Raw genomic sequence first — 12,513 nt, forward strand, 5'->3', positions numbered from 1 at the left:
TCTGTGTAATTGCTACCAAATAAAATGGGATGGATTCCGTTAACGCCATCTCTTTGCGTGAACAAATGGCATAAGCAGCCCATTTCTTTTCAGACCGTCGCAATGCACAAATGCTGTTCCGTATCAATCAAGGCACAAAAAATTACGGGACAGCGCACCCATCCCCACAGGGGGGAACAGGTGGCTATCCCGAATATTCATTCAGATACAGATTGACTTCCGCGAGACCCACGCCCCGTTCAGGCTGCTATAATGCCACCTGAACAGGGGATGCGCAAACCAGCGGCTGCGGGGCTGTTTGAAAAGTCTGTCCAGAAATCATAAGGAGGTTTTTACTCAGGATTTCTTTTCAGACGATCCCTTACTGTTCGCCGCTGTCAGAGGGCGAAGGCGTTTTATTGCCGCCCCGGCTGCTGCGACCTTCGCTCCCCGGCAGGGTGCGATGGGTTCCGGCATTGGCGGGCGGCTGGGTTCCCGGCTGCTCGGAGACGGTTCGGGGATTGTTCCATAACTTGTCCGACGGTTCCACCCGCTTGCCGCTGGAAGTGGTAGCCGAAGACGGGCTTTTTCCAACAGCCGAGGCAGCGGAATCTGCTGTCGGCGCGGGTCCGCTGCTCGGTTCTGTCTGCGCCATCGCCATGGCGGGCATACTGGCGACAACGGCGGCCAATAATGCGGCATGTATTGTCTTTTTCATAATTCAATCTCCTGTCTGGCAAAAATGCCGTTGTATTTCTAAGGGGCTGAATAGGATGAAGGTTGCATGCTATCTGCGCAGGCCCGGTGCGGGGACAATGCTGTCACAACACGCAGGGGCACCGGGCCGCTACACTTCATGGCCTGAAAACATGCGGAACGCGCTCTGCCGTATCACAGCGCCCGTTATGGATTTTTCTCCGGCGGGCGAGAATGCCCGTCGCATTCATCCGGGTTCTGCTGTGTGCCCTTGTGGCTTGTTTCTTCGACTTTCCTGTCATTGTCGAGTGTGGATTCCGGCTCATCTTCTCCCGCACGGGGACCGCCGGTTCCGGTGGCTTTCGGGTCCTGTCCACCGGCATGATTGTCCGCGGGGGAAAAGGCGGTACGGTCAGTGCGTGCATGACCATATGCATGGTGCATCATCATCTTTCTCCGGTATATGGGGAAGGAACAGAGCGATAGAGTGGCCTGTTTTTCAACATGCCCAACCTAACGACAGGCGGGCTTGTGGGGTTTCCCTCTTTTTTGCGCCTATTTTTCAGGGGCAGACCGAAAAACCGGTATGCCGACCGCAACCGGTCCACCCCGCCGACCGTCAGGAAACGAGCCGATAACCCCGTTTTTTCCTGTGCCGGACAAGTGCAGCCAGCGCATTTGCCGCCGCGCCTTCATTGGCGTACAGATCCAGTCTGATCCGCCCGGCCGCACCAATCCGGCCCCACCGCCGCATCAATGCCGCGCCACCGAACAGGTCCGGCTGGATGACCATGGCATAGTAACGCCATTCATTCTTTTGCGGACAGATACGCTGCATGTAGACGCTGAGCGGAAACAGGGACATCTGGGATGGGGATGTCATGATAGGCGCTTCGTTTCCTGAAACATGCACGGGTTGATTGCGTATATATAGGATGGTTTCAGGACGAATTGAACAGAAAGCCACGCCTTTTATCTGAACTGCGCACGATAGTTGATTGAAAACCTGCGGCGTTGCTGTCCCCCGCTTTACCCCCGCCGGTTGCAGGGAACTAATCAGACAGCGCCGTATTGTGTCTGTGCGTAGCGGCTTTCCCGCAAACGTAACCGGACAGAAGGAGCTGGCGGTACATGACCTTTCCCTTCGATGCCCTGTCAGCCTGCCGCGCGGAACTGGAAGAAGAAGCATCCATCAATGATGCACAGGGCACTTTTCCAGCAGACGGCCTGCGCCGCGTGCGGGAATTGGGGGGATTATCGGCAGTACTGCCCACAACGCTGGGCGGATACGGGTTCGGAGAGGGCTGTCAGGGAGCAATCGGACTTTTGCACCTGCTCCGCCTGACAGGCGAGGGTAATCTTTCACTGGGGCGCATAGTGGAAGGGCACGTCAACGCCATCCGCCTGATCGCCTGTTATGGCACGCCCGAACAGCTCGCCCGCGCGGCGGCGGATATTCATGATGGTGCCCTGTTCGGCGTATGGGTAACACAGGGCACTGCCCCCGTACGCATGGAACAGACGGGGGACAGCATCATACTGCGCGGAGAAAAAATCTTTGCATCCGGTGTGCGGCAAGTCACGCGGGCACTCATAACAGCCAACACGGCTGATGACGCAACCCGGATGATATTGGTGCCACTGGATACCGAGCATAATGCGGCCCCCTGTCTGGACGGGATTACGGGCATGCGGGGCGCAGGCGCCGGACGGTATGATTTTACGGGCACGATGGTCCTGTCCGATGCACTGATTGGCCAGAGCGGGGATTACCTGCGCCAGCCCGAGTTTTCGGCAGGCGCATGGCGGGGCATGGCCGTGGCCCTTGGTGGCATCGACCGGCTTGTCACCCTTCTGCGCGAACAGTTATGCGCGCGTAGCCGGGCGGAAAATCCCAGTCAGCAGGCACGGATCGGCACGGCCCTGATCGCGGCTGAAACCGCCCGGTTATGGACATGCAAGGCAGCCCTGATTGCCGCCGGAACCGACGATCATGAAGCCGGGGATGTAGCGGCCACAGTCAATCTGGCGCGGCTTGCGGTGGAAAGGGCGGGGCTGGAAGTGATCGAACTGGCGCAGCGGGGCCTTGGGCTTTCCGCCTTTGTCAAAACCAATGTCGTGGAACGCCTGATCCGTGATCTTTCCACCTATCTGCGCCAGCCTGCCCCGGATGAAACGCTGCTCGAAGCCGCAGAATGGTTTACCCGTCGCAACCTGCCCCAAATGGAGCGCATATGGTGAAAGCGGGCATCATACATACGGCGCTGCGCAGCCTGCCCGTGGCTCCCCTGTCGGCTGTTGCACCCGGCACGGTCCTGATCCTTGCGCCCCATGCGGATGATGAAAGTCTGGGGTGCGGGGGGCTGATCGCCGCCTGTTGCGCCGCCGGTCGGCCGCCCGTTGTGGTTATTGTGACCGATGGGGCTGCTTCCCACCCCAACTCCCCCACCTGGCCTGCCGATCGCCTGCGGCAGCAGCGGCAGGCGGAAGCCATCCGCGCAGTCGAATGTCTGGGCCTGTCGCGACAGCGGATCGGTTTTATGGGTCTGCCCGATGCCGCCGCCCCCCATAGCGGTCCCGTTTTCGGGCATGCGGTCAGTCAACTGGCACGGCTTGTCACAACCCATGGCTGTACCACCGTGCTGGCCCCATGGCGGGCTGACCCGCATTGCGATCATGAAGCTGCGTGGAAAATGGGTGTGGCATTACAGGAGCATTGTGCCATAGCCCTGCTTGCCTATCCCGTATGGGGCTGGCTGATCCCGGCTGACAGGGAACTGGATCATGACATGCCGGTGGGAATGCGGCTGGATATATCGCCCTATCGCGCGCACAAGGCCCGCGCCATTGCCATGCATGAAAGCCAGTACGGACACCTGATTACAGACGACCCGACAGCTTTCAGCCTGCCCGAAGACCTGCTGGCGGCGCTGAGTTCGGATTTTGAGGTCTTTGTCAGGCCATGAGTATGACAAGCTGGTCACGTGACGTGTTTGAACGCATATACCGCCACCATCCCGATCCCTGGGGGCTTGCCACGCGGGTATATGAACGTGAAAAATACCGCCAGACGCTACGTCTGGTGGCCGGCCGGCATTTTCATCATGCGCTGGAACTGGGCTGTGGCATCGGCATGATGACGGCGCAACTGGCGCGGCAATGCGACCGGCTGGTTGCCGTGGATGTGTCCGAAACCGCCCTTGTGCAGGCACGCCGCCGCTGCGCGGGGCTGGCGGGGGTATCGTTCCATCGCGGGCAGCTTCCGCACATGTTCCCGCCGCTTGCGCGGCATGGCAGCGACCTGATCGTTATTTCTGAACTGCTCTATTTCCTTTCACCCGCCGATATCAGCCAGCTTGCCGCGCAATGCCTGTATGTGCGCCGGCATGGCGCGCCCATCATTCTGGTCAACTGGACCGGGCCGACCGATACGCCATGCGATGGCAACACCGCCGCCGGGCATTTCATAAACTGTTGCCTCAACGACGGGCTGCTCGTGACCCATGCGCGCCTGTACCCGCAATACCGTATCGATGTACTTAGCGACGCTACATCCCGCCCGGGGGTGAAGCTGTCGGGATAAGGGAAGAAGACGGGGCGGGAGAGAGCAGTCCAGACACGATCCGTTCGGCCATACGGTGCTGAATGGGCAGATCGGCCCGTTTAACCGGCACATGAACAAGCAGCGGGCTGGCAATTTCCAGCTTCTCCCACGCCATGCCAAAAAAACGCTCCTTCGCCATATGGGCTACATCCTGCACCCCGACATGCAGGTAATCGGCAAGCTGTTTTTCAGCGGTCATCCGCTCATCCCCTGTTCGGGGTCGTATGCGTAACCGGCGCAGGGCCGCACGGGCCCGCGCCCGACGCAGGCAGTGCATTGCGGGTTCAAGACTGTCATCCAGCATTTCATCCTGCCGGATCAGGCGGCGTGCCATGGTATCGGCCATGCCGCCGCGTGCCCGTCCCGCCGTGCGGCCGGATACGGTTACCGTTACATCCGGCGCATGGCGGATAATGGCGTCCACACGGCGCAAAGCCGCAAGGAAAGCCCGGTCTTCCCCCAGCGAAAGGGCTGGAATGCCCCCTGCCCGCTGCCAGGCAGACGCCCGCACGGCAATGCTGGCGCCGGAATGTTCCGTATGGCGGGGCCACGGATCATGTGGATCAGGGTCCACCAGATCATGAATATGGTCCAGTAACGTGGCATAAGCGATTTCTGCTGCGTCATCGCGATGGAGATGCGCGGGGATCAGCAGCGCGTCCATCGGGTCAATCAGGGCGCGCCCGCATACGGCGTCTGCCCCTCTGGCAAGGGAAGCCAGCGTATTGACCAGCCAGTCCGTGGCGGGAACGGCATCCGCATCGGTCGTGAGCAGCACGCCATCCGGCCCGGCCAGTTCCGCCGCGATTTCCATGGCTTCGCGCCGCGCGGTTCCGGCATGGGCCACGTCTGGCGGGTAGAGGCGGGTGGCGATGGAAACACCGAAAGGTAACTGTGCGGCAAGCGCCTGCACGCAATGCGCCGTATCATCAGTACAGTTGTTGAGCAGAAGGACGGCATGGGTAAGACAGGCCCGCTGCTGGTCTGCAAGGGCGCGCAGGCATGGGCCGATACGCTCCGCTTCATTACGCACAGGAATAGCCACGACCAGTGGACAGGGAAACCGGACGAGAGGCATGGAGGCACCTTGTAGGTGGGAAAAGATGAACGCACGCCCTGATGATCCGGTTGCATGGTCATGGCGGGAAACAATGAAGTAATTCCTGACCGGAATACCAGTGGATGATGGGCGAACCTGCAGGGCAGTTTCCTGAACCAGCGCCCGGTTTCGTGGCAGATATGGTATACCTTATGAATATTACCCGGCAGATATAGCAATATAATGCCGCACGCAGGGCCATTTTATCGGGAACCGATTATACCGATGCACCACCATAACTACACTTAATTATTCAAATAATAATATATGGAATACAGTAATTCCATTTATCACCATATTCATAAACACCGGATACGAAGCCAAAGATCCTTGTTGTAAATTGATCAGCAGCCACCCATCCCTCTATCCACAACAGAAAGAAGTTTTTGGTGAAGCTTTTTGAAAAAAGCTTCAAAAACACCGCCCAGGTAAAGAACCGGATTAAGCACCATCCTTCAGGGAACCAAGCCCTTCAAGAAGCGGACGAAGCGTTTCATCATCGGGACGCCAGCGCCCGATTGCATTACGGTAAATCGGGTTTCTGACCTGTTCCATACTGGATGTCCTGACCGGACGGGTGGACTTATGGAAATCCAGACAGGCCTCATCCCATTCCAGTCCACAATACGCGATGATGCGCCGTGCGCTGGCCTCAAGGTTTTCGACTACATCTTCGTAACGCACATCCAGCATGGCGCCAGCGGGCAGTACCTTGCGCCAGTGTTCCATCAGTTCATGATACTGGCGATAACGGCGGCCCAGTTCGCCCAGATCGAAAGAGAATTCCTGCGTATTGAATGGAATTGAAAAGCAGGAAAGGCAGGTGTCCACCGGGTCACGCATCGTATGAATAATGCGTGCATTCGGCCATAACTGGTGGATCAGGCCGATATACAGGTAATTGCCCAATGTCTTGTTGGTAATACGCTGTGGCGGTTCATCCCCCGTCCAGTCGACAACCCGCGCGTTCAGCCGCTGAAGATAGTCTTCGGCCACTGCAAACCGCTCGGCTTCCGTCAGATGCGCAAGGGGGGCAACCGTTTTCCATGCCGGAAACTGTGTGGCCGCGTCCCTGAATGTATCAAGCAGGGTACCGACTTCGCCCGCCGCATAAACCGCAGGGTGACGCGCCAGTATCTGTTCAACCAGTGTCGATCCCGATCGTGGCATGCCAACAATGAAAATGGGCTGGGTCGATGAATGGCCGGTCCGGGCCAGACCGGCTATCGCTTCCGTCGAAAAAAGCTCGCGCATCTTGCGCATGCCCGCGAATACCCGCTTTTCATCATAGTTAATATGGCGACGGCGCAGCGCATTGCCCTGCTGGATATGGGCGAAAGAGTGCTGGTGTTCGCCAATATCCGACAGCGCCTTGCCCAGCGCGAAATGAATATCGGAACGTTCCTTATCCGGCAGGGATGTGGCGTTATCCGCCGCCAGTTTCTGCATGACCGGCAGAACCGGGTCATCAGCGGCAAGTTTTGCAAGGCGCGTCAGGCATAAATAATACCGCGCACGGTCCGGGGCCAACGCAATGGCACGACGGAAACCCTGTATCGCTGCCTCAATCTGCCCGGTTTCCTGCAACACGGCGGCCACGGCGGCATGTGCCGCGGCCTCATCAGGTTTCAGGGTCCGGGCCTTTTTGAAATGATGCAGCGCTTCGTTATGCCGGCCGTTCTTATGTAGCAGCTTTCCCAACTGCATATGGACCGTATAACTGTCGGGACGATGCGCCAGCAGGGCACGATAACAGTCTGCTGCCCTGTCCCTGCGTTCCATATCGATCAGAAGCGCGCCAAGATCGAGGGTGGTTTCAACATTATCGGGGGCATATGTCAGGGCCTGCTCGAACTGGCTCGCTGCCTCCTCATATCGACCCGTGGCCTGTAGGGCCTTGCCCAGTTTGTTTATGGTGGCAATATCCGTGGGGTTGCTGACCAGTATTTCCCGGTAGCGGCTGATATCCGCGTTATGCCCGTCAATTGTAAGAATCATCCGATAGGCGGCGATCGCCCCGGCCTGATCGCCGCATCCGCTCAGCGTGTCGCCCAGATTGACAAGGGCCGCGCGATAATGCGGCGCCAGTTCAAGCGCCCGACGGAACGCGGCTACGGCTTCTTTCATATGGTCTGCCTGCCGCAGGGCCAGCCCAAGGGTATTAAAGCCTTCCACATTCCTGGGCATATGCGCCAGAGCACGCCTTAACAGAGGTATGGCTTTTTCCGGCCATCCATGCCGGGCATATAATGTGCCCAGAAAGTATAGCGCATCCATCTGGTCAGGATTTTTGGCCAGCATGCCTTCATAAAGCTGCATGAGACTGGTGGTGTGCGCGTCCTGCTGGTCCGCAGGCCCGGAAACCGGACTGTTGGATAAATGAGTTTCCTGCATTGACACGCCCATCCCGCAATAAAAGCACCCTGCGGCCACCATCCGGCCCGATCTGTTACGATCAGGCGGATACAGCCCACGCTGATTTTATAGGACAGGTTCCCCGCCCGGCCAATGCCCCGACGGGCTGGACACAATTATACACAGGCAGGAAAATCAGACCGCTGCCGATCCCCATAATATACGGATCACCCTATATGATATGTTTCCTGAACTATGCTTCAGGCAGGGCACGCGGGCGTCTGTCTTCGTCAATGGCGACAAAAGTAAACAGTCCTTCGGTGACCTTGCTGGTTTCGTGCGATCTGCGTGCGCGGCGCCATGCTTCAACATGGATCGACATTGAAGTGCGGCCGGTACGGACAATTTCCGTATACAGGCTGATCTCATCGCCAATCAGCACAGGCTGGTGCAGGATCACCTTGTCTATGGCGACAGTCACGCACCGCCCCTGTGAACGCAGGGCCGCCGCGCTGCCTGCCGCAAGGTCCATCTGTGACATAAGCCAGCCGCCGAATATATCGCCTGCTGCATTGGCGTCTGCCGGCATGGCGATCACACGGATGGTCGGCGGCGTGGATGGATGCGGGTTTGGGGAGGGGATCTCAGAAACGGGTTTATCCAAGCAGACCTCCAACACACGATAAAATTGCCCCCGGGGGCATGGCAGAGTAACGCCCATCCGAACCGATGATTTAAATACCGGGCGCTTAAACTCCGCGATCAGTTCGCGTGAACCGTATAAGGAAGCAGGGCGGACGAAGTTGCACAGCATTCCCCATCACGATCTCAAGATTACGCAGGTTTCCTGTCTTCTGGCCTGTTACAGTCTGCTCGTTACCGAAAGATATGAAGGCGTCTGATATGGAGTACAGAATATAGTTATATTTTTATCTATCGAACTTTTTTATTACTGAAACGACTTTGTATTCTTCTTCCCGATGCCTGTGAAGGCTGCATAAGCAATACCTGAAATTTATTCATTTCCTTGGACTACAGCAGCCCAAAGAGTGCCCCCTTCAGCTTACAGGTCATTTTTCAGGCTTCACGCGTTCCAGCAGCAGTGTCGGTTCATCATCAAACAACACTTCGCGCAGCAGCCGGTAGCCACCTTTTTCCGCCACTCTGACGGACGGTACATTTTCCGGTGCGACCAGACACACGGTACGGTCGATGCCCCGCACATTGTCCATCCAGTCCAGCATGCCGCTTAACGCCTCGGTAGCAAAACCCTGACCATGCGCCCATGACGCCAGAACCCACCCGGCTTCGGGCGTGTCACCAAGGGCCGGTTTTATGGGACGGTGGAAATTTCCAAATCCGACATCACCGACATACCTGCCGTCGGCCTTTGTCCGCACACACCAGTAACCATAACCCAGCAGATCCCACAGGCCACGATAGCGCAGCAGGCGGAACCAGCTTTCCTGTTCCGACAACGGACGCCCGTTGATGAAACGGACAACCGCCGGATCACTCCACATCGCATGGACATCATCGAAATCGGCCCTGGTATGGTAGGATAACGTCAGCCTTGCCGTCCCGATCATGTCAAATCCCTGCCCTTCTTTACAGGGTGCCTGTCGCGTGATGATGCCCTGCTCCGGTATCAATATACCGGTGCGCCTGTCCCGTCACGACCCCTGATCATGCCAGCCGTTTCGCCCACGGGCAAACAGGACCACCGCCATCGGGCCCGAAACCGAAACAAGCCAGAAGGCAGGCCGTGGCCGCTCCCCACCCCGCCATACGGCGAAAAGGGCTGTCATCACGGGTGGCCTTTGAGCAGAAACGGATTCTTGCCCCCGGCGTCGTATTCAGCGTGTCCGGCAATGCAGACAGTTGCATGCGCTTCAATGTAGCCCCGCTGACCGATCCACGAATACGGGACAGACCTTATGGCGCGATGAAGGTGCCGCAGCGCCTGCACCCCATCAGAACCCCGACCCTGACATGCCGACTGCCGATCCATCCCTGACCAGAAAATGATACTCTGGCCTGTACGATCCATATTCAGAAACTTGCGGAAACCGTTCCAAAATACTGCCGGGGCGCACCGACAAGCGCGGACTGGTAATCCCCCGTAAGCGGCAGCCCGTTTTCACCGATCTGGGAAATGTAGCGCACATTGGCGAGGTTATAGATATTGAAATTGATCGTAAGGTTATGCAGCGGGCCATAACTGCCGAAGCTGTACCGTGCGCCAAGGCTTGTCATCCAGTAACCCGGCACCGATTCATCATTCATGTAACTGAAATAGCGTTTTGACATGTAATTCGCATCAACATGCACTTCGGCATTATGGAAGCTGTAGGTCAGGTTCGCCTTGTACATAAACTGCGGAAAGGCGACGACTTTCTTGCCCTGCAGGGCATATGTCACCCCCTGCGAGACGATATTGTTACCGTAGGTCGAGTGGTTGTAACTGATGCTGTTGGTGAACGCGAGGTGCCGGATGGGCCGCACCGTCAGCAGCGCATCCACGCCATACATGCTGACACTTCCCACATTCACCACCGTCGATATGGGCTGGATAATGGTGCCACCGGTCAGGGATTGCAGGCGATTGGAGAAATCCGCATGGTAGGCATTAAGTGAGCCGGTTATGAGCGACGAATTATACCGATAACCGACATCATAAACCCACGCGGTTTCCGGCCTGATCGTTTTCTTGAGCTGATCGAACGTTTCCTGATTTGAAACCCCCCATGGCGAGCCGAGCTGATAGCCACCATAGCCGTACGCTTTCATGTTCCGGGTAATATCCACATACAGCTCATGCCCCGGCAGGAAATGCCATTCCGCATTGATATGCGGCAGGAACGCCTTCGCACTGGTCAGGCTGCCATTGGGCAGGTCCGTCTGCCCGTTATAGGCTGCGTCATTTGCCGTCGCCCCCCCGGTGGTTGTCACCAGCAGCGAACGGAACCCCGCGCGAAGCGTCAGGTTGGACAGGACCCGGAAGCGGTCCTCCAGATGGAACTGGAACGTATTGGTATTATAGGCCATGCCCCAGTTACGCTGGAACGGCGTGCCAAAATTGCCCGATGCCGCATTGATCGGCGTACCCTGCCCCAGAACCGGTTCCTGAAACATGTCCTGATTGAAGTAATAATGATTGTTTTCGTACCAGACGCCTGCCTCGATCGTGTGTTTCTGGATACGGTATTTGAATGCTGTGGTGAAACCATATTTCTGGTTGCCCGCAAAATCGATCTGTTCGGACAGGGGGGAGCCATTGGGTGATGCCGTATATGGTGTCGTCCATGTGCCCCAGTGATTTTCCGCCTGACCGTAAACAACGGAATCCCAGTCCAGATGCCTGGTCAGGACCAGATGCATGTTAAGCCCGCCGAGATAGTCGGAAGCATGCGTCACGCCATCATAATACGAAACATCCAGCGCATCGGGAAAATTGGCCAGACTGCCACTGAACTGCCCCTCAGCCGCGGCATAGGCCCTGGCGTAATTGGGATATGAGTAATCATTGCGATACCCCAGCGTGCGGATCATGCTCAGTGACTGATCGGCGTAATTGAACTGGGTGGCGTCGTTCCAGTTGAAAAATATCTTCAGATTACTGTCCTGACCGATCGGCTGCACCAGCTTGGTATTGACCTGCTGATCGAACTGTTCGCCGGGGCCTTTCCATTTATTGCCATCCGACCGGGCGTAGGAGATCATGAATTTGGTGCCGGACGCATTCAGCTTGCCACTATCGGCCCGTACATAGGTTCTGAACGCATTATGGCTGCCGAACATCTGGGCGACCTTGCCACCATATTTATCCTTCGGGTCGGACGAGTATATGTTGATCGACCCACCCAGATTGGTCGTTGACGGCACGGACACATCCCCGCCCCCTTCGGACACATCCATGCGTTCGATATTGTCGGACAGGATGGCGAAATTGATGGTTTCGCCGTTATAGGTATAATAATCCTGCGCCCCCAGCGGCACGCCATCCAGCGTCACGCCAAGCTGGTTCTGCACAAATCCGCGCATATACAGGCTGGAACCCCATGTATCGACCCCAAGGGGATCGTCGGACACGAAGTTGATGCCTGGCGTGCGCGACAGCATCATCATCGGGCTGCTGCCCTGCACGAACTGGTCCATGGCGGCACGCGACATGGACCGGACCGCCCCATGCGACACGGACCGCGCGGCGGAAACGGAAATCGTCTCATGGGTATTGGCATTACGACCGGACGGTGATGCAGCCGGTCTGGCAGATGTCGCGCGGGCACGGGTACTGCCGCTGGCCGGAGCATGGCGCGATGCAGCACCCGCCGCCAGACCATGCGCAGGAAGCAGCGAGATCGAAATGGCCGATGTAGCCATTAATACCGACAGAAAACCTGACCCATTCATTTCGTGCGGTTCCTTTCGTATTCCGGTTCGGTACCGGAACGATATGCGGCAGGGGACACAGAGCGTGGATATCCGTTGATGTCGTTTTATTAAAAAATACTGTAAATATAGGCTGTTGATACTTGCGCCATGCCGCCAAGAAACATGATTTTCACATCCGCGAAATGGAGCATGCCCTTGCATTCGCATGCATGGCGGGGCCGGAAATACATGCCCCTATCGCCGATGGTGGAAATAGTGGCGGTCACTGACATCAGGCACCGGTACGGCGCCACGCATGTCTTCCATTACTATGTAACTGACAGTTCTGGCACGCCCCGGCCAGTAACCGGAAGCCAGACGGTATAAGGTGACTGAACAATACTGC

The 12,513-nt window shown here is 57.3% G+C and carries 11 protein-coding genes and 1 pseudogene; 4 read left to right on the plus strand and 8 right to left on the minus strand.

Annotated features, from left to right (window positions below; all coding sequences use genetic code 11):
- Nucleotides 1-361 precede the first annotated feature (361 nt).
- Both KSAC_RS14725 and KSAC_RS14730 read right to left on the minus strand, forming a co-directional pair.
- Complete coding sequence (locus KSAC_RS14725; protein WP_118963758.1) at nt 362-697, minus strand: hypothetical protein; 336 nt, start codon at nt 695-697, stop codon at nt 362-364.
- 597 nt (nt 698-1,294) lie between these two features.
- On the minus strand, nt 1,295-1,558 hold the full coding sequence (locus tag KSAC_RS14730) for a WGR domain-containing protein (protein ID WP_243705400.1): 264 nt from the start codon (nt 1,556-1,558) through the stop codon (nt 1,295-1,297).
- Nucleotides 1,559-1,806: 248 nt separating this feature from the next.
- Here KSAC_RS14730 and KSAC_RS14735 point away from each other — a divergent pair, with 248 nt between their 5' ends.
- From KSAC_RS14735 to KSAC_RS14745, 3 genes are read left to right on the plus strand one after another with little or no spacing between them, the layout of a single operon-like run.
- Complete coding sequence (locus KSAC_RS14735; RefSeq protein WP_132306432.1) at nt 1,807-2,916, plus strand: acyl-CoA dehydrogenase family protein; 1,110 nt, start codon at nt 1,807-1,809, stop codon at nt 2,914-2,916.
- Nucleotides 2,913-3,641, plus strand: coding sequence for a PIG-L deacetylase family protein (locus KSAC_RS14740; protein WP_132306550.1), 729 nt, complete (start codon nt 2,913-2,915; stop codon nt 3,639-3,641). Before KSAC_RS14735 ends, KSAC_RS14740 begins: the two co-directional genes overlap by 4 nt.
- A 2-nt stretch (nt 3,642-3,643) precedes the next feature.
- Nucleotides 3,644-4,258, plus strand: a complete 615-nt coding sequence (locus tag KSAC_RS14745; protein WP_243705401.1) for a class I SAM-dependent DNA methyltransferase — start codon at nt 3,644-3,646, stop codon at nt 4,256-4,258.
- On the opposite strand, the gene KSAC_RS14750 is transcribed toward KSAC_RS14745, so the two are convergent.
- The 5 genes and pseudogenes from KSAC_RS14750 to KSAC_RS17595 all read right to left on the minus strand — a co-directional run.
- Nucleotides 4,224-5,324: a glycosyltransferase gene (locus KSAC_RS14750; RefSeq protein WP_243705402.1), complete on the minus strand. Its 1,101-nt coding sequence runs from the start codon at nt 5,322-5,324 to the stop codon at nt 4,224-4,226. The two genes, KSAC_RS14745 and KSAC_RS14750, sit on opposite strands and share 35 nt — an antisense overlap.
- 495 nt (nt 5,325-5,819) lie before the next feature.
- Entirely contained in the window at nt 5,820-7,772 is a 1,953-nt protein-coding gene (locus KSAC_RS14755; RefSeq protein WP_165927356.1) for a tetratricopeptide repeat-containing sulfotransferase family protein, read from the minus strand.
- Between the two features lie 214 nt (nt 7,773-7,986).
- A complete protein-coding gene (locus tag KSAC_RS14760; RefSeq protein ID WP_243705404.1) occupies nt 7,987-8,322 on the minus strand; it encodes an acyl-CoA thioesterase in 336 nt (111 codons plus the stop codon).
- Between the two features lie 481 nt (nt 8,323-8,803).
- On the minus strand, nt 8,804-9,322 hold the full coding sequence (locus KSAC_RS14765; protein WP_132306440.1) for a GNAT family N-acetyltransferase: 519 nt from the start codon (nt 9,320-9,322) through the stop codon (nt 8,804-8,806).
- A 99-nt stretch (nt 9,323-9,421) separates the two neighbouring features.
- Nucleotides 9,422-9,547, minus strand: a pseudogene (locus tag KSAC_RS17595) (EamA/RhaT family transporter); the annotation flags it as partial.
- Here KSAC_RS17595 and KSAC_RS17365 point away from each other — a divergent pair.
- Entirely contained in the window at nt 9,499-9,750 is a 252-nt protein-coding gene (locus tag KSAC_RS17365) for a hypothetical protein (RefSeq protein WP_165927357.1), read from the plus strand. The pseudogene KSAC_RS17595 and the gene KSAC_RS17365 sit on opposite strands and share 49 nt — an antisense overlap.
- 35 nt (nt 9,751-9,785) lie before the next feature.
- Here KSAC_RS17365 and KSAC_RS14775 read toward each other — a convergent pair whose 3' ends face one another.
- Nucleotides 9,786-12,146: a TonB-dependent receptor gene (locus tag KSAC_RS14775; protein ID WP_243705403.1), complete on the minus strand. Its 2,361-nt coding sequence runs from the start codon at nt 12,144-12,146 to the stop codon at nt 9,786-9,788.
- Between the last annotated feature and the right edge of the window lie 367 nt (nt 12,147-12,513).

It is taken from the genome of Komagataeibacter saccharivorans (assembly GCF_004348195.1).
GTDB classification, from domain to species: Bacteria; Pseudomonadota; Alphaproteobacteria; order Acetobacterales; family Acetobacteraceae; genus Komagataeibacter; species Komagataeibacter saccharivorans.

Excerpts from the sequence above, each read along its gene's own strand:
- KSAC_RS14775 (WP_243705403.1), bottom strand. The coding sequence starts at position 12,146 with ATGAATGGGTCAGGTTTTCTGTCGGTATTAATGGCTACATCGGCCATT.
- KSAC_RS14755 (WP_165927356.1), bottom strand. The coding sequence starts at position 7,772 with ATGCAGGAAACTCATTTATCCAACAGTCCGGTTTCCGGGCCTGCGGAC.
- KSAC_RS14730 (WP_243705400.1), bottom strand. The coding sequence starts at position 1,558 with ATGACATCCCCATCCCAGATGTCCCTGTTTCCGCTCAGCGTCTACATG.
- KSAC_RS14760 (WP_243705404.1), bottom strand. The coding sequence starts at position 8,322 with ATGCCGGCAGACGCCAATGCAGCAGGCGATATATTCGGCGGCTGGCTT.
- KSAC_RS14745 (WP_243705401.1), top strand. The coding sequence starts at position 3,644 with ATGACAAGCTGGTCACGTGACGTGTTTGAACGCATATACCGCCACCAT.
- KSAC_RS14735 (WP_132306432.1), top strand. The coding sequence starts at position 1,807 with ATGACCTTTCCCTTCGATGCCCTGTCAGCCTGCCGCGCGGAACTGGAA.
- KSAC_RS14725 (WP_118963758.1), bottom strand. The coding sequence starts at position 697 with ATGAAAAAGACAATACATGCCGCATTATTGGCCGCCGTTGTCGCCAGT.
- KSAC_RS14765 (WP_132306440.1), bottom strand. The coding sequence starts at position 9,322 with ATGATCGGGACGGCAAGGCTGACGTTATCCTACCATACCAGGGCCGAT.